The following is a 26,074-nucleotide window of genomic DNA, read 5'->3' as shown; positions in this document are numbered from 1 at the left end:
ACTTGGCACACTATTGAGTTCTCAAACAACAGACACACCCGGCACCACCACCAGCACTTCTCAGCCGTGGATCGCTCCGGAGCAACTTCTCAAACTTACCGGCTGCTCTCTCACTTGTCAAACCGGCTTCCGCGACGCTCTTTAGCCAGAGGCTTGAGTGTCGGTTTTTCCGTCTGACTCCGTGGAGCAGCGCGGAAATAAACTCTACCACCACTTTTTCCAGATAGCCAACCCGCCCGGGGGCAGCGTCCCCCAGTCCTGCGGCAGGACGCGAAAAAGCCCGGAATCACGCGGATCCCGGGCCCTTCCAACCATCAATCCAACAGTTAGCCGGCGGCAGAAGCTCCGGGCCTGAAGTAGGCAGCGCCCAGCGGCGGCAAAGTGACGCTAAGGGTGGCCGGCTGACCGTCCTGCCCCTTGTCCGCAGCTTTGAGCTCGCCCGAGTTGAGGACACCGGACCCGCCATAGGTTGCCGCGTCCGTGTTCAGGACCTCGGTCCAGGCGCCGGCTTCCGGCACACCCAGGGTGTATCCAACGTGGGGTGCGCCTGAGAAGTTGATGGCGACGACCAGCGGATTGTCGTCCTTGTCCCAACGGATGAACGACAGGACATTGCGGTCCGCGTCTCCCCCGTTGATCCACTGGAACCCGCCGGGCTCGTTGTCCCGGGCATAGAGCGCCGGGGTAGAGCTGTAGAGCTCGTTGAGATCCTTGGTCAGCAGCTGCACACCCTGGTGTGCCGGGATCTCAGCAAGCCACCAGTCGAGCCCGTGCTGTTCGGACCATTCCGCTTCCTGGCCGAATTCGGTGCCCATGAAGATCAGCTGCTTGCCCGGGTGGGCCCACTGGTAGGCCAGGAAGGCGCGCAGGTTTGCCAGCTGCTGCCAGCGGTCGCCCGGCATCTTGCGCAGCATGGATCCCTTGCCGTGGACTACCTCATCGTGGCTGATGGGCAGCAGGAAGTTTTCCGTGAAGGCGTAAACCAGGGAGAACGTGACTGTTCCGTGGTGCCACTTGCGGTTGACGGGCTCCTCAGACGCGTACTTGAGGGAGTCGTGCATCCAGCCCATGTTCCACTTCAGGCCGAAACCGAGTCCGCCATGGCTGGTGGGCGCGGTCACTCCGGGGAATGCGGTGGATTCCTCGGCGATCATGACCGCGCCGGGGTGCGTCTTGTACACCGTGGCGTTGACTTCCTGCAGGAAGGAGATGGCTTCCAGGTTTTCCCTGCCGCCGAAGCGATTGGGCTGCCACTGGCCCTCCTCACGGGAGTAGTCCAGGTACAGCATGGAAGCGACGGCGTCCACGCGCAGGCCATCGATGTGGAACTCGTCCAGCCAGTACAAGGCGTTGGCCACGAGGAAGTTGCGTACTTCCGTCCGTCCAAAGTCGAAGATCAGGGTACCCCAGTCGGGGTGTTCGCCCAGATTGGGGTCCGCGTGCTCGTACAGCGGCTCGCCGTCGAACTGGGCGAGCGCCCAGGCGTCCTTGGGGAAGTGGGCCGGAACCCAGTCCAGGAGCACGCCAATGCCGGCCTGGTGCAGGGTGTCCACCAGATAGCGGAACTCATCGGGGTGTCCAAAACGGGACGTCGGCGCGAAGTAGGACGTGACCTGGTAGCCCCACGACCCGCCGAACGGGTGCTCAGCAACCGGCATGAACTCCACATGCGTGAAGCCGAGCCACTTGACGTACTCCACCAGTTCCTTGGCGAGCTCCCGGTACCCGAGGCCAAGCTTCCAGGAGCCGAGGTGGACCTCGTAGACGCTCATGGCCGAGTTGTGCGGATCCCGTTGGGCGCGTGCTTCCATCCACTCCTGGTCCTTGAAGGCGTACGACGGCTCCACCACCCTGGAGGCGGTCAAGGGCGGCACCTCCGTACCGAATGCCAGGGGGTCAGCTTTTTCCACCCAGTGGCCGGCCTTGGTCCGGATTTCAAATTTGTAGCACGCCCCTGCTACAACACCGGGGACGAAGATTTCCCAGACTCCCGAGGACCCCAGTGAGCGGAGGGAGTTCTCGCGGCCGTCCCAAGCGTTGAAGTCGCCCTTCACCCGGACGGCCTGCGCGTTGGGCGCCCAGACTGCGAAGGAAACACCGTCCACGTCCCCCATCGCGGACTTGTAGTGCTGGACGTGGGCGCCAAGCACCTCCCAGAGCTTTTCGTGCCGCCCTTCGCCGATCAGGTGCAGGTCCACTTCACCCACGGTTGGCAGGTAGCGGTAGGGGTCGTCGACGGTGACCGGTTCCGCGCCCGGATACGTGACGGACAGCCGGTAGTCCGGAACGTGCCCCTGCTGCAGGGGTTCGAGGACGGCCACCCATACGCCGTGTGCCTCGTGCTCCATGGGAACATCACCCGCCGGTGTGATGACGGTGACGGAATCGGCGAGGTGCTTCACGGTGCGGATGGTGACGTGGCCGTAATCGTCGAGGTGTGCGCCCAGGACTGAGTGGGGGGCGTGGTGTTCGCCGTTCGCAATCCTGCCCAGGGTGCCTTCATCTACATTCAGCGGCACCCCTGGCCGGTCAATTCGTGCTGAGCCTGTCATGTCGTTACCTTCCGATGCTGCCCCGGCGTTACCACCGGCGCCATTACTGCCCAGGAGCCGCCTGGAGGCGTTCACGGGGATCGCCAGCCAGTCGGGCCTGTTGCGCATTTCATAAACTACTTCGTACAGTGCCTTGTCCAGCCACAATGCCACAAAGAGGGGCGATTCCCGGTCCACCGTCCCCGGCGTCACACCCGCATATCCGGCGAGGAAGGCATCGGCGCAGTCGTCAACCCAGGAAGCCGGTACCTGCGCGCCCTCCTGTTCGCGTTGCGCTGCTCCGGCTGCGTAGTCGAAGGACCTGAGCATGCCCACGACGTCCCTCAGGGGTACGTCGGGAACGTTCCGTTCTACCACCGGACGCAGTGGTTCGCCTTCGAAATCAAGGATGGCCCACCGTGCGGGGGCGGGGCCCTGTGCGCCACCGCCGGCCACTGGGCTTCCCGTGTGCCCGGGGACCTGGAGAATCTGGCCCAGGTGGAAGTCCCCGTGGATACGCTGCAACGGACCCGCGGGCACATGGTCAAGCTTGTCCAGGAGCGCGTTCAAGGCTTCGTCATAAGGACCGACGGCGGCAGCGGCCTCTGCCCACGCCTCGCGGACACGCTGGGCTACTGCCGGTGCAATGGTCTGACCCGGTTCGTGCTCGGCGGACTGCCCCAGTGCCTGCGCAAGCCGCTGATGAACCGTGGCCGTCGCCGCGCCCAGTGCCTGCGCTTCTGCCGTGAAGTCAGTGCCGGAACGGGCGGCATCAACGGCCAGGCGCCAGGCGTCGCGGCCCCCTGCCAGGAACTCGTGCGCCACCGCCAGTTCGCCCTGGACATAGCGCGATCCATTGGCAGACTGAGCCGTTCCCTGGGCCAGCCATTCGCCCCGAACCCACCCAAGAGTGGCGGGAACTTCGAAGGTGTCCGCAGCCGTCAGCGCCGCGCCCACTTCAACTTCGGGATTCGTCCCGTCGGACAGCACACGGAAGAATTTCACGATGGCCGCGGACTCGCCGTCGTCCACGATGACTGAACTGTTGGACTGCTCGCCGGACAGCACCTTCACAACGCCGCGGGCGGTAGGAAGGCGGCGGTCCCCGGGAACGCGGAATCCGGTTGCGCTGCCGTTGGGCGCCTTTTCCTCCTGCCGGATAAGCTCCAGCCAGCTGCCCACGAAGTCGGGGTCGTGGACGGCGTCATAAACCCAGGTCCTGGAGGGGTCCATGCCGGCTGCCTGGCCCACCATGGCGCGTTCCATCCCGGCTGCGGGCGCCTGCCGGAAGCTCAAGGGGACCTGGACGACGGCGGTCCGCTGGCCGCCGTCGGACGTTTGCGTGGTGACGGCCAGGAGGAAGACTGCCAGCCCGGCATGGCCGGAAGCGTCCTCCAGGCCCAGGCTGCCAACCTGCAGCATGTCAAAGTCTGGTGTCTTGACCGGGAACCACCGCTGTTGCGGAAGCCATTCCTGGAGGAGGGCGGTAAGGGCGGGGGTAAGGATTGGTTGATTCATCTCAGCCTCAGTTCTCGATCGAGAGGATCGGCATCGCCTGGGTGTAGGGCGACGATGGATTGGAGGCCGCCGACCGGAGCCGCAACCAGAAGAAATCGTGGCTGCCCAAGGTCAACGTGAGGGTTCCGTCATCGTTGACGCCGGGGAACGGCTGGCCGCCGAAGACGTCGCGCAACCCGCGCCCCGCGAATTGCGGGAGCCGCAGCTGGGCTGCAACCGGATGCTGCGAAAGGTTGAACGCGCACAGGATGGTCTCGCCGTCAGCGCCGGCGGAGTTGCCGTCCGGCAGCTCGCGGAGATATGCGAGTACGGCGTCATGATCGGCATCCACGTGCCTGAAACCGCCCAGACCGAACGCCGGGTGGTTCTTGCGGACGCTCAGGATCTGCCGGGTCCAGCGCAGCAGGGACCCTGAGTGGGCCGCTTCCGCCTCGACGTTGGCCATGGCGTAGTTGTACACCAGGGACTGGATGGGAGGCAGGTAGAGCTTGCCCGGATCCGCGTTGGAGAACCCGGCGTTCCGGTCCGGATTCCACTGCATCGGAGTGCGCACGGCATCGCGGTCTTCGAGCCAGATATTGTCTCCCATGCCGATCTCGTCCCCGTAATAGAGGAACGGGCTGCCTGGAAGCGAGAGGAGGAGCGCGTTGATCAGCTCAATTTCAGCGCGCGAGTTGTCCAGCAACGGCGCGAGCCTCCGCCGGATGCCGATGTTGGCCCGCATGCGGGGATCCGGCGCGTACCAGCCAAGCATGGCCGCGCGCTCATCTGCGGTGACCATTTCAAGGGTCAGCTCATCATGGTTCCGCAGGAAGGTCCCCCACTGCGCTCCGTCAGGGATTTCCGGCGTATCCTGCATGGTTTCGATGATGGGCGCGGCCTTCTGGTCCCGAAGGGCGTAGTACAACCGCGGCATGATCGGGAAGTGGAAGGCCATGTGGCATTCGGGTTCCTCTTCCGTACCGAAGTACTCCACCACTTCGTTCGGCGGCTGGTTGGCCTCGGCGATGATCACCCGGCCGGGGTAGCTCTCGTCCACCATGGTGCGGAGCTTCCGAAGGAACTCGTGGGTGGCCGGAAGGTTCTCGCAGTTCGTCCCTTCCTCCTCGAACAGGTACGGGATGGCGTCTGCTCGGAAGCCGTCAATGCCCTGGTCCAGCCAGAACCGGACAACATCGAACAGCGCTTCGATGACCTTCGGGTTTTCGAAGTTCAGGTCCGGCTGGTGGCTGAAGAAGCGGTGCCAGAAGAACTGGCGCCGGATGGGGTCGAAGGTCCAGTTGGATTCCTCGGTGTCCACGAAGATGATGCGCGCGTCCTGGTACTTCTCGTCTGTGTCGCTCCAGACGTAAAAGTCCCCGTACGGGCCGTCCGGGTCCTTGCGCGACTCCTGGAACCAGGGGTGCTGGTCCGAGGTGTGGTTCAGGGGCAGGTCGATAATTACCCGGACACCCCTCGCGTGGGCCTCGGCGACCAGGCGTTTGAAGTCGCTGATGGTTCCGAACTCGTCCAGGACCGAGTTGTAGTCCGAGATGTCATAACCGCCGTCGCGCAGCGGCGACTGGAAGAACGGCGGCAGCCAGAGGCAGTCGACGCCCAGCCACTGAAGATAGTCAAGCCTGTCGATGAGGCCGGAGAAGTCACCGGAGCCGTCACCGTTGGCATCCGCAAAAGCTCGAACGAGTACCTCGTAGAACACCGCTTTCCGGTACCACAGCGGATCGTGCGGGAGTCCCGGTGCATTTAACTCGAACGTGCTCTTAGGTGTGAAATGCTGCCCGGAACCTTGCGGATTAAAATTCACTGATGCATTCTCCTAACGCGCAGGATGTGTGCGGGCTCCACATGGGGGTCAAGACGCACGTAGTTGTACTCGCCCCATTCCCAGCTGTCACCGGAAATGAGGTCATCCACGTGGAAGCCTCCGTTGTGGGTCAGGTCTTCGGGGCCCAGTTCAAGGGCGGCCAGGTCAAGTGAAACAGTGCACTCCCGGGTTCCGTGCGGATCAACATTGACCACCACGATGAGGGTGTCCTTTGACCCATCCGGCAGCGTCTTGTGCTTGGAGTAGACAACCGTGGCGTCGTCTGTGCTGTGGTGGACCGTCAGGTTCTGCAGGTCCTGCAGCGCCGGGTGCGCGTGCCTGATCTCGTTGAGCCTGGTGATGTATGGGGCAAGGGTCCGCCCGGAGTGGGCGGCTGCGTCCCAGTCGCGTGCCTTGTACTCGAACTTTTCGTTGTCGATGTACTCCTCCGCGCCGGGCCGGGCCACGTGCTCATAGAGTTCATAGCCGGCGTAGACGCCCCACAGCGGACTGGCGGAGGCCGCCAGGACAGCCCTGATCTTGAACGCCGCCGGGCCACCGAACTGCAGGTACTCCGTCAGGATGTCCGGGGTGTTGACGAAGAAGTTGGGGCGGAAGAACGCAGCCGACTCGTGGCTGACTTCAGTGAAGTAATCCTCGATTTCCTTCTTGGTGTTGCGCCACGTGAAGTATGTATAGGACTGCTGGAATCCGGCACGGCCCAGGGCATGCATCATTGCAGGCCGGGTAAACGCCTCGGCAAGGAACACCACACCGGGAACTTCCTTATTGACCTGCGCAATAAGCCATTCCCAGAACCACACCGGTTTGGTGTGCGGATTATCCACCCGGAAAATCTTTACGCCGTGGCTTACCCACAGGAGCACAATCCGCAGGATTTCGTTCGACAGGCCCTCAGGATCATTATCGAAATTGAGCGGATAAATGTCCTGGTACTTCTTCGGCGGGTTTTCGGCATAGGCAATAGTGCCGTCCACACGGGTGGTGAACCATTCGGGGTTGGACTGCACCCAGGGGTGGTCCGGGGCCGCCTGGAGTGCAAGGTCCAGGGCCACTTCCAGGCCAAGTTCGTTGGCCCGGGCCACGAAGGCATCAAAATCATCGAAGGTGCCCAGGTCCGGGTGGATGGCATCGTGGCCACCTTCGGCCGCTCCGATGGCCCACGGTGAGCCGGGATGGTTCGGGCCGGCAATCAGCGTGTTGTTGGGTCCCTTGCGGTGCTGCACGCCGATCGGGTGGATGGGCGGCATGTAAATGACGTCGAAGCCCATTGCGGCAACGGCGTCAAGCCGGCTGGCAGCAGTGCGGAAGTTGCCGGAGGTCCAGGCGCCTGTGGTGTGGTCCTTGACGGCACCTTCAGATCGGGGGAAGAACTCGTACCAGGCTCCGCGTCCGGCGCGGTCACGCTCAACCAGCAAGGGGAATCGGTCGGAAACAGTGACCAGTTCCCGGATGGGCTGGCGGGCAACAACGTCCGTCACCTCCTTGCTGAATCCGGCGCCGAGCCGCTCCTCAGGAGTCAGCGACGCATCAGCCAGGGTACCGGCGGCCGTACGCAGCGTTTCCCGGTCCGCTTCATCACGGGAGTCGTCACCGGAGGCTTCGCCAAGGAGCGCTGAGCCCTCTGCCAGCATGAGTTCAACGTCGATCCCGGCGTCCACCTTCACTTCGGCGTTGTGGTGCCAGGTGCCGTAGCGGTCATGCCAGGCTTCGATCGCGAAGGACCAGTTGCCGGTTTCCGACGGCGTGAGGACGCCTTCCCAGCGGTCGGTCCCCATGCCTCGTTCCCCGCGGGGCGGTGCGAGTCTGACCCGCTGGCGTTCGTTGCCTTCGGGGTCAAAGAGCACGGCGTCGACGCCCAGCTGGTCGTGTCCCTCGCGGAAAGCCGTGGCTCCCACCACGATGCCTTCGCCCGGCAGGGCTTTAGCGGGAAACTTGCCATCCTCAACGACCGGCTGCACGGCGGTGATCGGAAATCGTCCGAACCGCAGCCCGTCAGTGATGAGGCCCTTCGACATTTTCATTGATGCGGCACTGGTTCCTGAGTTAGTCGTCACAAGCTCGACGTTAGCGAGAAAAGAGCTGGAATGCTAAGCCTGCGCACTAATTTGGGCGCGTCCGCCGTCATTTCCCCGGTGCCAACTGTCATTTACCCAAAAGAAACCTGAAGCTGGTTCCAGCCGCGCATGTTGTCGGTTAGTGTGACGCAGGTGAAGGCAATCCGCAGATTTACCGTCCGTACAGTCCTCCCAGAACCGATCCGGCCGCTGGCCCGTTTGGCGAGCAACCTGCGCTGGTCCTGGCACCGCCCCACGCGGGATCTTTTTGCTGGATTGAACCCGCGTCTCTGGAAGGAAAGCGGCCAGGATCCGGTGGGTTTCCTGGGAATGGTAAGCCGCGAAGAGTTCCAGCAGCTTGCTGCGGACCGCTCCGTTGTGGAGCGGGTGAGGGCCGCTGAGGAGGACCTTGACCGCTACCTTGAGGAGCCCCGCTGGTACCAGAGCCTGGGCCCGGATGCCCCTGCGTCGATCGCCTACTTCTCCCCTGAGTTCGGCATCACGGAAGTACTCCCCCAGTACTCGGGCGGCCTGGGAATCCTCGCCGGCGACCATTTGAAGGCTGCTTCCGACCTGGGTGTGCCTCTGATCGGCGTGGGGCTGCTGTACCAGGCGGGCTACTTCAAGCAGTCGCTGTCCCGGGATGCCTGGCAGCAGGAGACCTACCCGGTCCTGGACCCGGACGGGCTGCCGCTCACCCTGCTCCGCGAGCCTTCAGCCGACGGCATCGGCCGTCCCCTGCAGATCGCGCTCCCCTTGCCCAACGGCCGCCGCCTGCTGGCACACATCTGGCGTGCCGACGTCGGACGCGTTCCCCTGCTGCTTCTGGACTCGAACGTGCCGGGCAATGACGACGCTGCCCGCAGCATCACCGACCGCCTCTACGGCGGCGGCGGAGACCACCGGCTGCAGCAGGAACTGCTGCTCGGCATGGGCGGGGTCAAGGCGCTGCGCGCCTTCCAGCAACTGACGGGCACCACCGCCCCCGAAGTGTTCCATACCAATGAGGGCCACGCCGGCTTCCTCGGCATCGAACGCATCCAGGAGCTCATGGCCGGGGAGCAGGGGCTGACGTTCGACGAGGCCCTCGCAGCGGGACGGGCGTCCACTGTCTTTACTACCCACACCCCCGTTCCTGCGGGCATCGACAGGTTCGAGATCGCCCAGATCCACCACTTCTTCCAGGCCGGTCTCGCGCCGGCAGTGCCCGTTGACCGCATCCTGGAGCTGGGCCGCGAAAATTACGCTGAAGGCAACCCCTCCGTATTCAACATGGCCGTCATGGGGCTCCGCCTGGCCCAGCGCGCCAACGGCGTCGCCAAGCTGCACGGGGAAGTATCCCGCGGCATGTTCTCCGCCCTGTGGCCGGGCTTTGACCATTCCGAAGTCCCCATCACCTCGGTGACGAACGGAGTGCACGTCCCTACCTGGGTCGACAGCCGCATCTCGAAGCTGGCCCGGGACCAGTTCGGCAGTGAAGCCGAGGCGAACGGCCGCTGGGACCTCGCGTACAACGTCAGTGACGCTGATGTGTGGGCGCTCCGGCGCGAGATGCGGGCGGCATTGGTTGACGATGTCCGCGTTCGCCTCCGCGCGGCGTGGAAGAAACGTGGTGCGGCTGATGCAGAGCTGGGCTGGACCGACAAGGTCCTGGACCCGGACGTCCTGACCATCGGCTTTGCCCGGCGCGTCCCCACCTACAAGCGCCTCACCCTGATGCTGCGTGAGCCTGACCGGCTTAAGGCGCTCCTCCTGCACAAGGAACACCCCATCCAGCTGGTCATCGCGGGTAAGTCGCACCCCGCCGACGACGCGGGGAAGAAGATGATCCAGGACCTGGTCCGCTTCACGGACGATCCCGAAGTCCGGCACAGGATCGCCTTCCTGCCCAACTACGACATCGCCATGGCCCGGACCCTCTTCCCGGGCTGTGACGTGTGGCTGAACAACCCGCTCCGGCCGCTCGAAGCCTGCGGAACTTCCGGGATGAAGGCTGCGCTCAACGGGTCGCTGAACCTTTCGGTCCTGGACGGCTGGTGGGATGAGATGTACGACGGCGAGAACGGCTGGGCGATTCCGACCGCCAACAACAACGCGTCAGCAGAGGAACGGGACGACATCGAAGCCGCCGCTCTGTACGAGCTGCTCGAGACGCAGGTGGCGCCGCGCTTCTATGGCAGCACCGTATCGGCCGGTGCCGGCGCTGCAGGGCCCTCGACGTCGGAGGCCGAGAAGGTGCCCACGCACTGGGTCTCCATGATCAAGCACACGCTCTCGCACCTCGGTCCGGCGGTCTCGGCCGAACGCATGCTGCGCGACTACGTGAACATCCTCTACCGCCCGGCAGCGGAGGCAGGGCGGAGCGCTTCGGCCAACTCCTATTCACAGGCGCGCACCCTTGCAGCCTGGACTGCAACCGTTCGCTCGGCATGGCCGCTGGTGCACGTGGAGCACGTGGACTCCGTGGGCGTCTCCGAAGATCCGCAGATCGGCGACACCCTCCAGGTCAACGCGTACGTGGCCCTGCACACTCTTACCCCTGAGGACGTCTCCGTCGAAGTCGCCTACGGGAAGGCCGAGGAAAGCGACAGCCTGACGGACATCACGGTGATGGACCTGAAGGTACAGGAGGACCTGGGCAGCGGACGCCACCTGTTCAGCGGTTCATTGGTGATCGACCGCTCCGGACCGTTTGGCTACACCGTGAGGGTCCTGCCGCGGCATGACGCACTCGCCTCCAAAGCCGAGCTGGGACTGATCGTCAACGCCTAGAACGAGCGCCTGAACCACCGGGAGGAACCATGCCTGAACCCACTGTGTCCGACGTCATCGTGGAACGTCTCGCAAGTTGGGGCGTGAACCGCGTCTTCGGCTACAGCGGTGACGGGATCAACGGTTTCATGGGGGCCCTGCGCCGGGCGGAGGACCGGATCGAGTTCGTCCAGGCCCGGCATGAGGAGACTGCGGCCTTCATGGCCGTGGGCCACGCGAAGTACACCGGCGGGGTGGGAGTGGTGACTTCCACCCAGGGGCCCGGCGCTGTCCATCTGTTGAACGGACTGTACGACGCCAAGCTCGACGGCGTTCCGGTGGTGGCAATCGTGGGGCAGCAAAGCCGCACCGTCCTTGGCTCGGCCTACATGCAGGAAATTGACCTCATGTCCCTGTTCAAGGACGTCGCCGCGCAGTTTCTCCAGCAGGTCAACGCGCCGGAACAGCTGCCGATGGTCCTTGACCGCGCCTTCCGCACCGCGAAGGCCACGTCTTCGCCCTGCGTTGTGATTGTCCCGCACGACATCCAGTCGGCGCCCGCCCCTGAACTGGACCAGGAACACGGCATTGTGGTCACAGCACCGTCCTGGAGCACGTCGGCCAAAATTCCCCGGGACGAGGACCTGGACGCTGCTGCAGCGCTGCTCAACTCCTCAGAACGGGTGGCCCTGCTGGTGGGACAAGGTGCGCGGCACGCCGCCCGGGAAGTGGTGGCAGCGGCTGAAAAGCTCGGTGCCGGCATTGCCACCAGCCTGCTGGGGAAGCCCTATGTGGACGAGACCCTGCCCTTCGCCGTCGGCACCATGGGACACCTTGGGACCACCGCCAGTGCACACCTGCTGGGCAACTGCGATGCGCTGCTGATTGTGGGCTCCAACGATCCCTGGACGGAGTTCTATCCGCCGCCGGGCGCTGCCCGGGCGGTCCAGATCGACATTGACGAGCGGAAGATCGGTAACCGCTACCCGGTTGAAGTGGGCCTGGCGGGCGATGCGGCCCTGGCTCTCCAGGCCCTCCTGTCACGGCTGGAGCCGCGGGCACGGGGGCAGTGGCGGGCTAACGTGGAACGGGAAGTCACCCGCTGGCGTGAACTGGCAGCAGAACGTGCGGCTGTTCCGGCGAAGCCGGTGAACCCCGAGCGGGTGGTCCGGGAGCTGAACGGCCGGCTGCCCGGTGACGCCTTGCTCAGTATCGACGTCGGCAGCTGCGTTTACTGGTACGCCCGGCAGCTGGTGCTTCCGCCGGGCGTCCCGGCGCACGTTTCCGGGACGCTGGCCAGTATGGGATGCTCCCTCCCCTATGGCATTGCGGCGAAGCTGGCCCACCCGGACCGGCCGGTAGTGGCCCTGGCCGGAGACGGTGCAATGCAGATGGCGGGCATTGCCGAGCTGGTGACGGTAGCCCACAGGTGGCGGCAGTGGGCGGATCCCCGGTTTGTGGTCTGCGTGTTCAACAACAGGGAACTGACCGAGGTGACATGGGAGCAGCGGGAATCTGAGGGCGAGCCGCGGTTCGCGGCAAGCCAGGAGCTGCCCGATTTTCCCTTCGCCGGCTACGCGGACCTGCTGGGACTTACCGGAATCAGGGTGGAGGACCCGGAGCTGATCGGCGACGCCTGGGAACGGGCGTTTGCAGCAGACCGTCCTGTGGTGATCGAAGTGCTGACCGATCCCGAGATCCCGCTGCTGCCGCCGTTCCCGGCAGGCAGGGAGAAGGCTGACAGCATGCGCAAGGGGCTGGCGGCAGAGGACGACGGCGGCCGGGCGGCCGGTCTGCTCGACGCCTACGTCTCACACGAGGAGCGGCCGGACGGCTAAGGGTCGGGCCTGCCTGGTCAGAGCAGCACGGCAGTGACGGCGAGGTCCTTGCCTGCGTAACGTTCGGCGTCCTGGAGGATTTCGCAGATGACCCCGAAAGCCCTGTCAGCGCGGAACGGGGCGGCCACCTGCCACAGGACGGTGACGGGAGGATTGCCGTTTTCCGTGATGCTGTCCGCGAAGTCGTGCAGGGAGTCGTTCAGCGCGTCGAGGTTCACGCCGTAGTGTTCCGGGAAGTTCAGGACCTCGCCGAAGGTTTCCAGGACTGCCCTCTTGCTGTCTGCAGCGGGAATCACCAGGCTGCGGCGGCCGGCGTCGGCCACCTGTTCCTGCAGTTCCTCGAGGGTCCAGGTATCGCCGGAGTAGATCTTCATGGGTTTTTCTCAGCTGCCTTCCGCGATGAATCTGAACGACTCATAGTGATCGTCGGTGTAGTACTTGTCGCCGCCCGTTCCGGCGACGATGCGCCGCGCTCCCCTGTCGGATTCGCCGGGGGTGGGAACGGTGTACTCGCGGTAGTAGCCCCTGTCCCGCCGCGGCAGGATGCGCTCAAAGTTCCCGAAGGTCTGGTCGTCCTGGCTGTAGCGGTACGGCCCGCCGGCACGGATCAGTTCCAGTATCCGGCGGCCCTCCGCCGGGAGGGCGGACTCCCGGATTTCCGGGAGCCCGGACTGGTTGGCCTGCACGGACGCGTTGTCCCCCGTAGCCGGCGGTGAGACCGGTGCTGTCTGTGCCTTACCGGTAGCGGCACCCGGCGCAGGCGGGGCACTCGAGGCGGCCTCCGGCGTCGTGCTTTCCATCAGCTGACCGAGGACTCCGGTGCCGCCGAAGGCCAGGAGCGCGAGCACCAGCAGGCCGGCCAGCAGCAGGGGCAGGGTGGAGCGGTTACGCATTGTGGAGTTCCCTGCTGCTAGGTGCGGTAGATGCTGATGGACTGGGCTTCGACGAGGTCCTTCTCGCCGGAAGCAACCCTGCCGCCCTGCCGCACCTCATGCAGGGGCGAGGTGGTCAGCCGGAGCTCGAACATCCGCTGGTGGGTCCCCTCGGCTGTGACCCGGGGCAGCGTGATCTGAACGTCCGAGCTGCTGCCGTTCACCACCATCAGGCCCGCGATCCCGCCGTTATCGGAGCCGAGGAGAAGCTGCACCACACGGTGTTGGGGGTCGTTCCAGCGGTCAAGGGACATGGGATGGCCGTCTTTGTCGAACCAGTACAGGTAGGACTGCTCGTCCCGGACCGGGAAATCATGCGGCTGCGCGGCCAGGAACTCCTTGCGCAGGCGGATGTAGCGCTTGGTACTGCGGAGCATTTCGTGGGATTCCGGCGTCCTGCTCCAATCCATCCAGGCCATGGCGTTGTCCTGGCAGTAGGCGTTGTTGTTCCCTTGCTGGGTCCGGGCCAATTCATCACCGGCGGTGATCATGGGAACGCCCAGGGAAATGAGCAGCGAGGCCATCATGTTGCGGCGGGACTGGGCCCGTTTGGCGAGGATCCCGCCGTTCTCGGTGGGACCTTCGACTCCGTGGTTGTAGCTGCGGTTGTCCCCGTGCCCGTCCCTGTTCTCTTCGCCGTTGTCCTCGTTGTGCTTGCGGTCATAGGAGACGAGGTCGTTTAGGGTGAAACCGTCGTGGGAGGTGACGTAGTTCACCGATGCCAGGCGGGACCGGCCGGAGGCCTGGAAGAGCGCGGCTGACCCGGACAGCGCGTCTGCGAGTTTGGCCAGGGGCCCGCCCTGGCCGCCGGCTTCAAGGGCCGCGCGGTCGGCCAGCCAGAAGGAGCGGACCGCGTCACGGAAATGGTCGTTCCAGTCGGCCCAGCCGCCCGGGAAGCGTCCGGTCTGCCAGCCGCCATAGCCCACGTCCCACGGTTCCGCGATCAGCTTGACGTCGGAGAGAACCGGATCTGCGGCGACGGCGACCAGGAACGGGTGCCGGGGATCAAACTCGTTGGCCGAGTTCCGGCAGAGTGACACGGCCAGGTCAAAGCGGAACCCGTCGATGTGGAACTCATCCACCCAGTAACGGAGCGAGTCCAGGACCAGCTGGACCACGCGCGGTTCGCCGAAATTCAGGGTGTTTCCGCAGCCGGTAGTGTCAACATACTTTCCGTGGCCGTCGGTACGGTAATACGTTTGCTCCCCCAGCCCCCGGAAGCTGATGGTCTGCCCGTCAGGACCGCCCTCGGCCGTGTGGTTGTAGACGACGTCCAGGATGACCTCCAGGCCGGCAGCATGGAGGAGCTTGACCATGCCCTTGAACTCGTCCTGCACCGCCTGCGGGCCGGCAGCCTGGGCCGCCCGTGTGGCGTAGCCCGGGTGCAGGGCGAAAAAAGCCGCCGTGTTGTAACCCCAATAGTTGGTCAGCCCCAGGTCCTGCAGGTGCGGTTCGTCCAAGTGGAAGTGCACCGGCAGCAGCTGCACCGCCGTGACACCCATTCCGGTCAGGTGTTCGATGATGGCCGGGTGGGCCATCCCGGCGTAGGTGCCCCGGAGTTCCTCGGGCACATCGGGGTGGAGCATGCTTTGGCCACGGACATGTGCTTCATAAATGATCGTGTTCCGCCACGGCAGCCGGAGCCGTTCGTCCGCTTCCCAGTCGAAGTCACCGGCCATGCGCACGCTGGTAAGGAAACCATCGCTCTGGTCCACGGCCCGGCCGTAGGGGTCAAGCAGCAGGGGCTGGCCGCCGTGGTCTTCAACATCGGTGGTGGGCGCGGGAAAGGGCAGCGACTGCTCACGGGACGCCCGGCGGAAGCCGTAGCGGGAGCCGCAGGGCAGGTCCTCGACGATGCCGTGGTGCACACCGTGGGCGACGTTGGGCAGGGTTTGTACCTGCCACTCCCCGCCCGGGGCAATGTAGGCGATTTCGAGGCTGGAAACGCCTGGGGCGTAGCAGGCCACGTTGGCCCGCCCGCCAGCCCGGTGGCGCATCTCGCCCGAATCGACGCGCGGGATGCTGACACCGAGGGGAACAGCCGTGGAGGCGTCCATGGTGGAAGCAGTGTCGAAGAGCGGCATGACCATCACCTAAATATTAGCCGCCAGCGGCACATGACCTGCCCGGACGCAAGGATAACGTCGGGTAAATGCCCGCTTGTTTGCGGGGCTTGTGGAAACTACTTGGCGGCGCGCTGCCGGGAGACCTCGTAGAGCGAAATGCCCACGGCCATCGAGGCGTTGAGCGATTCCATCGCGGAGTCGATGGGGATGGAGACGATCTGGTCGCAGTTCTCGCGGACCAGCCTGCTCAGGCCCTTTCCTTCCGAGCCCACGACGATGCACACGGGTTCGGTGGCCAGCGTCAGGTCCGGCAGGGAAACGTCGCCGTCACCGTCCAGTCCCAGGACGAAGATCCCCATGCTCTTGAATTGCTTCAGGGCGTTGTTGAGGTTCGAGGCACGGGCCACCGGAACGCGGACTGCGGCGCCGGCGCTGGTCTTCCATGCCGAGGCGGTGACGCCCACCGAGCGGCGTTCCGGGACGATGACCCCGTGGCCGCTGAACGCGGACACCGAGCGGATGATTGCCCCAAGGTTGCGGGGGTCGGTAATGCCATCCAGTGCCACGAAGAGCGGAGCGTTGCCCACATGGCCCTTCTTCCACTTATCAACCGTGGCTTCGGCCAGCTCGTAGGCGTCCTGGTAGTCGTACGGCGGGATCTGGAGCACCAGCCCCTGGTGGACGGCGTCATCCGTCATCCGGTCAAGTTCGGGCTTGCCGGTTTCCATCAGCGGGATGCCGCGTTCGGCGGCGAGCTTAAGGGATTCCTTGACGCGGTCGTCCATCTCGATCCGGATGGCGACATGGAGCGCTTTGGCCGGGATGCCCGCGCGGAGTGCCTCAACCACCGAGTTGCGGCCGGTGACGACTTCCTCGGTGGCGCGGCCCTTGGGCCCGGACTTGGCTGCGCCGGCGCTGCGGGCTCCCGGGTTGCGTTTTGCCGCAGAGCGCTCGGAGAGCTGCTTGGCTTTGTGCGCCTTGTGGTAGGGACGGTCCTCCGCTTTGGGGGTGGGACCCTTGCCTTCCAGGGCCTTGCGGCCGTGGCCACCGGTACCGATGGTTGGGCCCTTCTTCGCTTTAACCGATCGGCGACCATTGTTGGCCATTGTGTTCCACCCTTGATTGTGCTGACTAAGTCTGCCTACCAGTCTACTGAACCAGGAAAAATCGCCTGCTTCCGGATAAACCGCCTCTTCGGTCCGCCTGGTCCGACGTGCGCGTTCAGTCCCGTTTCAGGGTCCAGCGTGCCCCGTCCGGCCCGTCCTCGACCAGCACGCCTGCGGCAGCCAGGGTGTCCCGGATGGCGTCCGATGCGGCCCAGTTCCTATCAGCGCGGGCAGCGGCCCGGGCTTCCAGCTGGGCCTGGACCAGGACCTCGAGTGCGGCATGCTCTTTACCGCCCCCTTCGACGGGCTGCTGCACCGCATCGAGCCCGAGGACTTCGGTCATGATCATCACTGCGTCCAGGGCCTCGCTGCTGCCAGTGTCATCACCTTCGGCCACCGCAGTGTTGCCGGCGCGGACTGTCTCGTGCAGCGCAGCCAGGGCCCGGGGAACGTTAAGGTCGTCGTCCATCGCATCCGCGAACGCCTGCAGAGCCGCTGCGGACGAACCGGTATTCTCCACCAGAAGGCCGCCGTCACGGCTGAAGCGCGCTTTGGCTTTGGCGATGAAACCGTCTATGCGTTCGACGGCGGCGGCGGCTTCCTGGAGGGATGTTGGGCGGTAGTCGAGCACCGAGCGGTAATGGGCCTGCCCGAGGTAGTAACGGACGACGCGCGGAGACGCCAGTTCCAGCATCTCGGCCGGGCTGATGGTGTTGCCGATGGACTTGGACATTTTTTCGCCCTCGTAGGTCACCATGCCGTTGTGCATCCAGAAGTTGGCGAACGGGTGTCCGGCGGCCTGTGACTGGGCCATCTCGTTCTCGTGGTGCGGGAAGCGGAGATCAAGCCCGCCGCCATGGATATCAAACTCCGTCCCCAGGTACTTTGTAACCATCGCGGAGCACTCGAGGTGCCAGCCCGGGCGGCCGGCGCCCCACGGCGAGGCCCAGCTCGCCGTCGTCGGCTCTCCCTCTTTGGAGCCCTTCCACAGCGCGAAGTCGCGGGGGTCCTTTTTACCCCTCGGATCGGCATCCGGAGCCGCCTGCATGTCGTCGATGTTCTGCCGGGTCAGGGCGCCGTATTTGCTCCAGGAACGCACGTCGAAGTAGACGTCGCCGGAGTCGTCCAGCGCAGGGTAAGCGTGACCGCGGTCAACGAGCTGCTGGATAAGGGTGTGCATCTCCGGGATGTGGCCCGTGGCGCGGGGCTCGTACGTGGGCCGGGAGACACCCAGTGTGTCGTAAGCCTTGAGGAACTCCCGCTCGTAGCGGTAGGCAAGTGCCCACCATTCCTCTTCCTGCACCTCGCCCGGTTCAGGCTGGAATCCTGCGGCGAAGGATGCCTCCGATTTCGCGAGGATTTTGTCATCGATGTCCGTGACATTCCTGACCACGGTGACCCGGAGCCCGCGATAGGTGAGCCAGCGCGTGAGCTGGTCAAAAGCGATGGCCGAGCGGATGTGGCCGACGTGGGGCATGCCCTGCACGGTGGCCCCGCAGTAGTAGAGGCTGGCCTTGCCCTCGACGAGGGGCACGAAGGTCCGGACTTCGGCGGAGGCAGTGTCATAGAAGCGCAGGGTCACCGGTCCAGATTAGCTGATGGGGAGGTGCGGCCTTGGATACACCAGGGCGGTGGCCACCGCGGAGATGCCTTCACCGCGGCCGGTGAATCCCAGATGGTCGCTGGTGGTGGCCGTGACGCTTACGGGCGCGTCGGCGGCGTCACTCAAAACCCGTTGCGATTCTTCCCTTCGGGGGCCGAACTTAGGCCGGTTGGCGACAAACTGGACAGCAATGTTGCCGATCTCGAACCCGGCTGCGCGGACAATCCGCGCGGCCTCGGCCAGGAGGTCAACGCCGGAAGCGCCGGCAAACTCGGGCCGGTCAGTGCCGAAGTGTGTCCCAAGGTCTCCCACTCCAGCGGCGGAGAACACCGCATCAGCGGCTGCGTGAGCCACCGGATCACCGTCGGAGTGGCCTGCCAGCCCCCGTTCTCCTGGCCACAGCAGGCCTCCCAGCCACAGCGCGCGGGACTGATCCTCGCTGGCATAGGCGTGCACGTCCAGCCCAATGCCGGTACGGGGGATGATCATTTCCGTCGGTTTCATGTCCTAGCCTTCCACCCAGCGGGCGCCCAGCGGCCCCTCGAGGAGCCCTTCGGCGAGGATCAAGTCAAGCGGGGTGGTGATTTTCAGGGACTGGGTTGATCCCCGGACGACATGGACAGGGGTGCCCAGCATTTCAACGAGCATCGCATCATCAGTGACTGCGTCCGACTGCTGCTGGTCCAGGCTCCGGGCCGCCTCATGGGCCTTCAGAAGGGTGCCGAGGTGGAAGCCCTGCGGCGTCTGCACCGCCCGAAGTTCCTCGCGGGGCGCGGTCCCGGTAACAACCTCAGGGGCCACCTCACTGTCCCTGCCGGTGGTGGCGGCTACGGTCTTGACCGTGTCCACCACAGGGACAGCGGGGATGACTGCTGCGGCCCCGGCGGCAAGAGCGTCAGCGACGCGGTGGAAGACCGACTCAGGCGTCAGTGCCCGGGCGGCATCGTGTACCAGCACGGCCTCAATGCCGTCCATCAGGGCAGCCATGCCCGCGCGGACGGAATCTGCCCGGGTGCTGCCGCCGTCGACGATGGTAAGGAGCGGGCCGCCGTCGGCCAGCTCCTGCCGGAATTCTTCGCAGAGCTGACGGAGACCGTCGTCGCCGGGGGGCAGCGCGACGCACACCTGGGTGCCGGCTCCGGAGGCGACGATGCCGCGGAGGGCATGCATCAAAATAGGCTCCCCGCCCAGCGGAACCGCTGCTTTGGGCATGCCGTAGCCCAGCCTCTGCCCTGAACCTGCTGCCACCAGGATCACTGCTGTGACCAGGCGGGTGGGTGTTTCGCTCATGCGGACTAGCCTACGTCCCTGCGGGACGCAGCGCCTGAACGCCTGCGCACGATTCTTTGCAGGCTGTTTTGGGCAAAAAGAAGCCCCGGCGGCACATGGGTGCCACCGGGGTTCAATTCTTAGGAAGCCAGAACCTCGTCGAGAACGCTTGCAGCCTTCTCCTCGTCGGTCTTTTCAGCCAGCGCCAGTTCTGAAATCAGAATCTGCCGGGCCTTGGCCAGCATTCGCTTCTCGCCTGCGGAAAGGCCCCGGTCGTGATCCCGGCGCCACAGGTCGCGGACGACCTCTGCAACCTTGATGACGTCACCGGAAGCAAGCTTCTCCAGGTTTGCCTTGTACCTGCGTGACCAGTTGGTGGGTTCTTCAGTGAACTCGGCGCGAAGCACATCAAACACGTGCTCCAGGCCTTCCTTGCCCACTACGTCCCGTACACCAACAAGGTCAACGTTCTCTGCTGGAACTTCAATGGTCAGATCACCCTGAGCCACCTTGAGCTTGAGATACATTTTCTCTTCGCCCTTGATGGTGCGCATCTTGATTTCTTCAATCTTCGCAGCACCGTGGTGAGGGTAAACTACTGTCTCGCCGACCTCAAATACCATGTGGACATTTCCCCTTTCCCGCTGACCAGTTTATCACGATTCAGGCATATGACCGGCCGGGAAGAGGAGCGAGAACCGCAGGAATACGCGGAAAATAGGCCTAATCAGCCCCCCTTACCCCCTTGACGAACGCAGATAATAGTGTATGCGGAGGGCTTGAAGGAAGGCCGATGTGACAGCGCCGAATCCTCGTTTGGCCTGCTTTGCGGATAGGCTATGCGTGATTAATGTTTCAAGACTCTTGAGGAGTACGCGACGTGCGTTTCACTGCGATGACCCGGGCCCAGCGCGGCAAACTGGCACTGACGGCAGCCGCCCTCGGCGTCGGGTTGCTGACGTCAGGTTGCGGGTACACCAATCCCCAGCAGACGAGCCAGCAGTACCAGTCGTCCGATGGCATCATCACCGACCTCGGACCCCTCCAGCTTCGAAACATGCTGATCGTCTCCGCGGGTGAAGACCAGCCGGGCCGCCTGATCGGCGCCGTCTACAATTCCTCCTCCCAGGACGTGACCTTGACCGTGAACGGCGCGGAAGGGTCGCAGACCGAAGTCCCGGTCAAGGCCAATGACTACACACTGCTCAACGACAGCTCCGACGAAGCCATCCTCAGCACCACGGGCGGCATCCCCGGATCCCTCGTCGATGTCGAAATTACGGAGGACGGGACCAACGTCAGCAACACGGTGAAGGTTCCCGTGCTGGACGCCACGCTTCCCGAGTACAAGGAATACCTTCCGGCCGGCAGCACCCCCGCCCCCACCTCAGCCAGCCCGTCGCCGTCGGCGTCCGAAGAAGCCGGCGGAGGCGACGGACACTGAGCAGCCGGGCTGACCGCCCAGCATTCAGAGACATACAAAAGGAGGGGCCGGCCGGCCCCTCCTTTTGTATGTCATTGTTCCTAAACCGCCCAGCCCCCGGGTGAAGGTGCAGGAGTTGCTGGCGCCGTCAACACTTTACGGCTCGAACTTGTAGCCAAGCCCCCGCACGGTCACCAGGAACCGCGGTGCCGAAGGGTCCGGCTCGATCTTTCCCCGCAGCCGCTTCACGTGGACGTCAAGGGTCTTGGTGTCGCCCACGTAGTCGGAACCCCAGACCCTGTCGATGAGCTGGCCCCGGGTGAGGACCCGTCCGGAGTTGCGCAACAGCATTTCAAGGAGCTCAAACTCCTTCAGGGGCAGCAGCACCTGCTCGCCCCCCACGCTGACCACATGGCGTTCAATGTCCATCCTGACCGGCCCCGCCTGCACGGTGCTGGAGATGAGTTCTTCCGGTTCGCCCTGGCGCCGCAGCACTGCCCTGACCCGGGCCACCAGCTCACGGGAGGAATAGGGCTTGGTGACGTAGTCATCCGCACCGAGTTCAAGCCCTACTACCTTGTCGATCTCGGCATCCTTGGCCGTCAGCATGATCACCGGAACTGTGGACCGCTGGCGGAGCTGGCGGCACACTTCCGTGCCGGACAGCCCGGGAAGCTGCAGATCCAGCAGCACCAGGTCCGCGCCGTTCCGGTCGAATTCGGTGATAGCGTCGAGGCCGTTGTCCACGACTTCCACCTCGAACCCTTCCTTGCCCAGCAAATAGGACAAGGGGTCGCTGAACGACTCCTCGTCCTCGACAATCAAGATCCTGCTCAAGCGTTTGCTCCTCGTTCTGGTGCGCCTGTGGCGCGGGGTCCTTGGGTAACAGCTGGTTCTTCCGGCTGCTGCGGGGCCTGGCCCGCAGCGGGGGCGGCATCAGGAAGTGATTCTTCCCCTCCGTCCTGGCCTTCCATTTCGGGAAGCCGGAGGGTGAACGTGGAGCCCTGCCCGGGCTGGGACCACAGCGTCACCTCGCCGCCATGGTTTGATGCCACGTGCTTGACGATGCTCAGGCCCAGGCCAGTGCCGCCGGTGTGGCGCGACCGGGCCGAATCCACCCGGTAAAAACGCTCAAAGACGCGCTCCTGGTCCTCGGGGCTGAGTCCCTCACCCTGGTCCGTCACAGAGATGGACACCAGGCCTTCCCGGCTGCGGACGCCGATGCCCACCCGGGTGTTCTCCGGGGAATAGCGGATGGCGTTGTCGATGAGGTTTCGGAGCGCGGTCACCAGGAGGTCCTGGTCCCCGAAGACCTTGGCCCCGGTCCTGCCGCCCACCACCATCCGGATGTTCTTGCTTTCGGCGGGCAACTGGGACCGGTCCACCGCCTCGCTGACCACCGCGTTGACATCGACCGGCGTGCCCTGCTGCGCGACACTGGCGCCTTGCAGCCTGGACAGCTCGATGATGTCCTGAACCAGGGCGGCCAGCCGGCCCGACTCTTTGTGCATCCGCTTCGCGAACCGCCGGACGGCCACTTCATCGTCCGCTGATGACTCCAAAGCCTCTGCAAGCAGCGAGATGGCCCCGACAGGGGTTTTCAGCTCATGGGACACATTCGCCACAAAATCATTCCGGATCTCTTCGGTCCTGGTGATCTCGGTACGGTCATCGGCCAGCAGCAGGATGTATTCCTCACCCAGCATTGCGGCCCGGACCTGGACAATGATGGTTCCCTGGCCCAGCGGACCGCGGGGAAGCTCAAGCTGCTTCTCCAGGATGACGCCGTCGCGCCGGACCCCGGCCGTCATGTCCAGCAGCTCTTTGTGGACCACCGTGTGGCCCCGGACCAGGCCGTACGCATACGCTGCCGGGCTGGCTCGGACCACGCCGTCCACAGCGTCCACTACTACAAAGGCACGGCCGACGACGGCCAGCACCTCGGCGGCCCCAGGCGGCAGCGCCAGTTCTTCGGCGTCCACGTCCAGCAATTGCCGCTGCCGCTCGCTGACCCGGTAGGCGAGCACGCCGAACGTGCCAAGAGCCAGGCCGACGAGGCCGGCCACCAGGCCGATGAGCATAGGATCCACAGCTCCACCTTATGCTCTGGAAAGGGCCCGCCCGGCGAGTCCGGGCCTCCCCGTCCGACGGTTCAACTAACGTTCACCTTCAAGGGCCTCACCGTTTACCCGGCGCTGGCAAAGTAGCCAGTTGGAGTGCCGATTGGTGACGCAATTCCTGCTGCCCGGAACGGGACGGCGGGAGTTACAAGGAAAGGACGCCCACGTGCGTAAGGTTTTTCAGGAAGAGCTGACCCAGGTCGGTGACCAGCTCGTGGAGATTTCCCGGCTGGTGAGCGAAGCAATCAACAAGGCCACCACGTCCTTTGAAGTGGCGGACGTGGATCTTGCCCAGGACGTCATCGCTGCGGATGCCCGTATCGACTTCCTGCAGAACAGCCTCGACGAGCGCGCCATTGATATTTTGGCACTGCAGGGGCCAGTCGCCAGTGACCTGCGGATGATTGTGGGATCGCTCCGTATGAGCGCTTCCCTGGAGCGGATGGGCGACCTTGCCCGGCACATCGCCCAGCTCGCACGGCTCCGCTACCCGTCCAACGCTATTCCGGAGTCGATGACCGGGACATTCAAGCGCATGGCCGAGCTGGACCAGGAGATTGCAGACAAGCTGACCGTCCTGCTGGAAACCCGCAACCTCGACGTGGCGCGGGACATCCTGAAGGCGAACACCGCCATCAATGACCTCCACCTCAGCGTCTTCAAGGCGATCGCCGCGCCCGAGTGGCAGGAATCGCCAGCTACCACTGTCGACGTTGCACTCGCCAGCAGGTACTTCGAGCGCTTCGCGGACCACGGGGTTTCAGTGGCTCAAAAGGTCACGTACCTGGTGACGGGCGCCTGGCAGCCCACCGGAAACGAACACAGCTAAATCCCCGGGAACGCACGACGGCGGGCTGGTCACCTCAGGTGGCCGGCCCGCCGTCTTTATTCCTGGCTTACTTTTTGCCCTGGTTGGCTACAGCCAGGATGGCCTGTTCTGCAGCTTCCGGGTCAAGGTAGGTGCCGCCGGGCTTGATCGGCTGGAAATCCTCGTCCAGGTCGTACACCAGGGGGATGCCGGTGGGGATGTTCAGGCCGGCGATGGCTTCATCGCTGATCCCGTCCAGGTGCTTGACCAGGGCGCGCAGGGAGTTACCGTGGGCCGTGACCAGGACGGTCTTGCCGGCCTTGAGGTCTTCTTTGATGTCCGACTCCCAGTACGGGAGCAGGCGGACCAGGACGTCCTTCAGGCATTCGGTGCGCGGAAGGGCGTCCCCAAGGTCTGCGTAGCGGGGATCGTGTGCCTGGGAGAACTCCGAATTGTCGTCCAGCGGCGGCGGCGGGGTGTCGTAGGAGCGGCGCCACTCCATGAACTGCTCCTCGCCATATTCGGCGAGGGTCTGTGCTTTGTCCTTGCCCTGCAGCGCCCCGTAGTGGCGTTCGTTCAGGCGCCAGTCGCGCTTCACGGGGATCCAGCCGCGGTCCGCCTTGTCCAGGGAGATGTTTGCGGTGTTGATGGCCCGCTTCAACAGGGAGGTGTAGAGGACATCCGGGAGAACATTGTTCTCAACCAGGAGTTCCCCGCCGCGTGCTGCTTCCTTGCGTCCCTGGTCGTTGAGGTCAACATCAACCCAGCCCGTAAAGAGGTTCTTGGCGTTCCATTCGCTGTGGCCGTGGCGCAGCAGAATCAGCTTGTAAGTCATGATTTTCATCCTAGCCGAGCGCTGCGGCCGCCCGCCCAGCGTTACAAGCCCCGGGGCGCCTTGCGAAATGCCGGCCGGGGTCACGGCCGGGGTCACTGAGTGTCCCTGCCGGAGCGATGGAGGGCCATCAGTGCCCTCGGGCCGCAGGATAAGGTTGGGCGGTGGTGCAAAAGGCTGAACGGGTACGTGCCCCGCAGATTTCCGGCAGGACGGGCACCGGCAGGCTTGGCAAACCGGTGGGCAACGTTACCCGGGGCACCACCAATCCCAACCGGATGCGGCGGGTGGACCGCTGGCTGACCGGCCCGCAGGCCCCGCGGCTTCGCAACGCGGCCGATCCGCTGGTAGTGGACCTGGGCTATGGCGCTACCCCTGCCACTGCCGTCGAACTTTATGAACGGCTGTCCGCCGTGCGCCAGGATGTGCGTGTCGTTGGGATCGAGATTGAACCGGAACGGGTCAGCGCAGCCGCCCCGCTCGAACGTCCGGGGCTGGCCTTCCGGGTCGGCGGTTTCGAACTCCCGGTCCCGGGCCGGCCTGTCCTGGTTCGTGCCTTCAACGTGCTGCGGCAGTACGAGGAAGCCGACGTCCCCGGCATTTGGCGGATGGTGCAGGACCGTCTGTCTGCTGACGGCCTATTCATCGACGGCACTTGCGACGAGATCGGACGGCGGGTCACGTGGGTGGCCCTTGACCGTGAACGGCCGCTGTCCCTCAGCATGTCCGTCCGGTTCGGCAGCTTCGACCTGCCATCAGATGTAGCTGAGAGACTGCCCAAGGCGTTGATCCACCGCAACGTTCCCGGCGAACCGGTCCACGCACTGATGCAGGCCATGGACCGGGCCTGGCTGGAGAGCGCGCCGCTGGCATCCTTTGGAACGAGGCAGCGCTGGCAAGCCATGTGCCGCAGCCTGCGCGACGCCGGCTGGCCGGTTCAGGACGGGCCGTCGAGGTGGCGGCTCGGTGAGCTCACTGTGGACTGGGACGCCGTGGCGCCCCTCGACCGGCCCTGAGGGCGCGACCGGCCCGCCGGCTAAGTCACCAGGGGCCGTAGGGACCTGTGTTCCGGCTGCCGCCCCGCCCGGCGTCCTTCACTGCCGGCCGCACGTCTGCCAGGTAAACGGACGCGGCGACGACGGCAGCGAGACCAAACAGGCCCAGCGTGCCGAAGAAGCCGCCCCCGCTGCCGAAAAACGAGATGACACCGATCAGGGCCGCGCCGCCAGTCAGTGCAAGCCAGAACGTCTTGGTCCTTTTGCCGGTGGCCTCAAACGCATTGGCCCGGTGCCGGGCACAGTCAACCACGGCCCAGAGCTCCAGCCCGAGCGCAACCAGGGCAAGGATAAAGAACACTGCCTGCTCTACAGGCCGAATAATCAGTTCACCGTCCAC

The 26,074-nt window shown here is 64.7% G+C and carries 20 protein-coding genes; 5 read left to right on the top strand and 15 right to left on the bottom strand.

Annotated features, from left to right (window positions below; genetic code table 11):
* Positions 1-326: 326 nt before the first annotated feature.
* From CXX84_RS11865 to CXX84_RS11855, 3 genes are read right to left on the bottom strand one after another with little or no spacing between them, the layout of a single operon-like run.
* Positions 327-4,049 (bottom strand): 1,4-alpha-glucan branching enzyme, encoded by a 3,723-nt coding sequence (locus tag CXX84_RS11865; RefSeq protein ID WP_102976891.1) that lies wholly within the window; start codon positions 4,047-4,049, stop codon positions 327-329.
* A 7-nt stretch (positions 4,050-4,056) separates the two neighbouring features.
* On the bottom strand, positions 4,057-5,853 hold the full coding sequence (gene treS, locus CXX84_RS11860; RefSeq protein WP_102976890.1) for a maltose alpha-D-glucosyltransferase: 1,797 nt from the start codon (positions 5,851-5,853) through the stop codon (positions 4,057-4,059).
* Positions 5,850-7,892 carry an alpha-1,4-glucan--maltose-1-phosphate maltosyltransferase gene (locus CXX84_RS11855; RefSeq protein ID WP_102976924.1) on the bottom strand — a complete coding sequence of 681 codons (2,043 nt, stop codon included), beginning with the start codon at positions 7,890-7,892 and terminating at the stop codon, positions 5,850-5,852. Before CXX84_RS11855 ends, treS begins: the two co-directional genes overlap by 4 nt.
* A gap of 192 nt (positions 7,893-8,084) precedes the next feature.
* On the opposite strand from CXX84_RS11855, the gene glgP reads away from it, so the two are divergent.
* Positions 8,085-10,703, top strand: a complete 2,619-nt coding sequence (gene glgP, locus CXX84_RS11850; RefSeq protein ID WP_189337571.1) for an alpha-glucan family phosphorylase — start codon at positions 8,085-8,087, stop codon at positions 10,701-10,703.
* A 29-nt stretch (positions 10,704-10,732) separates the two neighbouring features.
* Entirely contained in the window at positions 10,733-12,520 is a 1,788-nt protein-coding gene (locus tag CXX84_RS11845) for a thiamine pyrophosphate-requiring protein (RefSeq protein ID WP_102976888.1), read from the top strand.
* 17 nt (positions 12,521-12,537) lie between these two features.
* Here the strand turns inward: CXX84_RS11845 and CXX84_RS11840 are convergent, their stop codons facing one another.
* The 8 genes from CXX84_RS11840 to CXX84_RS11805 form a co-directional block, all read right to left on the bottom strand.
* The gene (locus CXX84_RS11840; RefSeq protein WP_102976887.1) at positions 12,538-12,894 is read right to left on the bottom strand and encodes a barstar family protein; all 357 of its coding nucleotides are present in this window, start codon (positions 12,892-12,894) and stop codon (positions 12,538-12,540) included.
* 9 nt (positions 12,895-12,903) lie between these two features.
* Positions 12,904-13,413: a ribonuclease domain-containing protein gene (locus CXX84_RS11835; protein WP_102976886.1), complete on the bottom strand. Its 510-nt coding sequence runs from the start codon at positions 13,411-13,413 to the stop codon at positions 12,904-12,906.
* A gap of 17 nt (positions 13,414-13,430) precedes the next feature.
* Entirely contained in the window at positions 13,431-15,542 is a 2,112-nt protein-coding gene (gene glgX / locus CXX84_RS11830) for a glycogen debranching protein GlgX (RefSeq protein WP_102976885.1), read from the bottom strand.
* A 92-nt stretch (positions 15,543-15,634) separates the two neighbouring features.
* Positions 15,635-16,624 carry a 23S rRNA (guanosine(2251)-2'-O)-methyltransferase RlmB gene (gene rlmB, locus CXX84_RS11825; protein WP_102976884.1) on the bottom strand — a complete coding sequence of 330 codons (990 nt, stop codon included), beginning with the start codon at positions 16,622-16,624 and terminating at the stop codon, positions 15,635-15,637.
* Positions 16,625-16,739: 115 nt separating this feature from the next.
* The gene (gene cysS / locus CXX84_RS11820) at positions 16,740-18,206 is read right to left on the bottom strand and encodes a cysteine--tRNA ligase (protein WP_102976883.1); all 1,467 of its coding nucleotides are present in this window, start codon (positions 18,204-18,206) and stop codon (positions 16,740-16,742) included.
* A 9-nt stretch (positions 18,207-18,215) separates the two neighbouring features.
* Complete coding sequence (gene ispF / locus CXX84_RS11815; protein ID WP_102976882.1) at positions 18,216-18,731, bottom strand: 2-C-methyl-D-erythritol 2,4-cyclodiphosphate synthase; 516 nt, start codon at positions 18,729-18,731, stop codon at positions 18,216-18,218.
* Positions 18,732-18,734: 3 nt separating this feature from the next.
* Positions 18,735-19,517, bottom strand: a complete 783-nt coding sequence (gene ispD, locus CXX84_RS11810; RefSeq protein WP_102976881.1) for a 2-C-methyl-D-erythritol 4-phosphate cytidylyltransferase — start codon at positions 19,515-19,517, stop codon at positions 18,735-18,737.
* 119 nt (positions 19,518-19,636) lie between these two features.
* On the bottom strand, positions 19,637-20,119 hold the full coding sequence (locus CXX84_RS11805; RefSeq protein WP_011690592.1) for a CarD family transcriptional regulator: 483 nt from the start codon (positions 20,117-20,119) through the stop codon (positions 19,637-19,639).
* A 272-nt stretch (positions 20,120-20,391) separates the two neighbouring features.
* Here CXX84_RS11805 and CXX84_RS11800 point away from each other — a divergent pair, with 272 nt between their 5' ends.
* Positions 20,392-20,940, top strand: coding sequence for a hypothetical protein (locus tag CXX84_RS11800; protein WP_102976880.1), 549 nt, complete (start codon positions 20,392-20,394; stop codon positions 20,938-20,940).
* 135 nt (positions 20,941-21,075) lie between these two features.
* On the opposite strand, the gene CXX84_RS11795 is transcribed toward CXX84_RS11800, so the two are convergent.
* Complete coding sequence (locus tag CXX84_RS11795) at positions 21,076-21,756, bottom strand: response regulator transcription factor (protein ID WP_102976879.1); 681 nt, start codon at positions 21,754-21,756, stop codon at positions 21,076-21,078.
* A complete protein-coding gene (locus tag CXX84_RS11790; protein ID WP_102976878.1) occupies positions 21,753-23,000 on the bottom strand; it encodes a sensor histidine kinase in 1,248 nt (415 codons plus the stop codon). The genes CXX84_RS11795 and CXX84_RS11790 overlap by 4 nt, the downstream gene beginning before the upstream one ends.
* Before the next feature lie 205 nt (positions 23,001-23,205).
* Here CXX84_RS11790 and phoU point away from each other — a divergent pair, with 205 nt between their 5' ends.
* Positions 23,206-23,868, top strand: a complete 663-nt coding sequence (gene phoU, locus CXX84_RS11785) for a phosphate signaling complex protein PhoU (RefSeq protein WP_102976877.1) — start codon at positions 23,206-23,208, stop codon at positions 23,866-23,868.
* A 67-nt stretch (positions 23,869-23,935) separates the two neighbouring features.
* Here the strand turns inward: phoU and CXX84_RS11780 are convergent, their stop codons facing one another.
* Positions 23,936-24,682: a phosphoglyceromutase gene (locus CXX84_RS11780; protein ID WP_102976876.1), complete on the bottom strand. Its 747-nt coding sequence runs from the start codon at positions 24,680-24,682 to the stop codon at positions 23,936-23,938.
* A 161-nt stretch (positions 24,683-24,843) separates the two neighbouring features.
* On the opposite strand from CXX84_RS11780, the gene CXX84_RS11775 reads away from it, so the two are divergent.
* Positions 24,844-25,695, top strand: coding sequence for a class I SAM-dependent methyltransferase (locus CXX84_RS11775; protein WP_189337570.1), 852 nt, complete (start codon positions 24,844-24,846; stop codon positions 25,693-25,695).
* A gap of 25 nt (positions 25,696-25,720) precedes the next feature.
* Here CXX84_RS11775 and CXX84_RS11770 read toward each other — a convergent pair whose 3' ends face one another.
* Positions 25,721-26,074: a DUF2516 family protein gene (locus tag CXX84_RS11770; RefSeq protein ID WP_102976875.1), complete on the bottom strand. Its 354-nt coding sequence runs from the start codon at positions 26,072-26,074 to the stop codon at positions 25,721-25,723.

The sequence above is a fragment of the Arthrobacter sp. AFG7.2 genome (genome assembly GCF_002892835.1).
Taxonomy (GTDB): domain Bacteria; phylum Actinomycetota; class Actinomycetes; order Actinomycetales; family Micrococcaceae; genus Arthrobacter.
This window is presented reverse-complemented; position numbering and strand designations above follow the sequence as displayed.

Coding starts and splice junctions, on each gene's coding strand:
- CXX84_RS11865 (WP_102976891.1), bottom strand. CDS start 4,049: ATGAATCAACCAATCCTTACCCCCGCCCTTACCGCCCTCCTCCAGGAA.
- CXX84_RS11855 (WP_102976924.1), bottom strand. CDS start 7,892: ATGTCGAAGGGCCTCATCACTGACGGGCTGCGGTTCGGACGATTTCCG.
- CXX84_RS11845 (WP_102976888.1), top strand. CDS start 10,733: ATGCCTGAACCCACTGTGTCCGACGTCATCGTGGAACGTCTCGCAAGT.
- CXX84_RS11840 (WP_102976887.1), bottom strand. CDS start 12,894: ATGAAGATCTACTCCGGCGATACCTGGACCCTCGAGGAACTGCAGGAA.
- CXX84_RS11835 (WP_102976886.1), bottom strand. CDS start 13,413: ATGCGTAACCGCTCCACCCTGCCCCTGCTGCTGGCCGGCCTGCTGGTG.
- glgX (WP_102976885.1), bottom strand. CDS start 15,542: ATGGTCATGCCGCTCTTCGACACTGCTTCCACCATGGACGCCTCCACG.
- rlmB (WP_102976884.1), bottom strand. CDS start 16,624: ATGGCCAACAATGGTCGCCGATCGGTTAAAGCGAAGAAGGGCCCAACC.
- ispF (WP_102976882.1), bottom strand. CDS start 18,731: ATGAAACCGACGGAAATGATCATCCCCCGTACCGGCATTGGGCTGGAC.
- ispD (WP_102976881.1), bottom strand. CDS start 19,517: ATGAGCGAAACACCCACCCGCCTGGTCACAGCAGTGATCCTGGTGGCA.
- CXX84_RS11805 (WP_011690592.1), bottom strand. CDS start 20,119: ATGGTATTTGAGGTCGGCGAGACAGTAGTTTACCCTCACCACGGTGCT.
- CXX84_RS11800 (WP_102976880.1), top strand. CDS start 20,392: ATGACCCGGGCCCAGCGCGGCAAACTGGCACTGACGGCAGCCGCCCTC.
- CXX84_RS11790 (WP_102976878.1), bottom strand. CDS start 23,000: ATGCTCATCGGCCTGGTGGCCGGCCTCGTCGGCCTGGCTCTTGGCACG.
- CXX84_RS11780 (WP_102976876.1), bottom strand. CDS start 24,682: ATGACTTACAAGCTGATTCTGCTGCGCCACGGCCACAGCGAATGGAAC.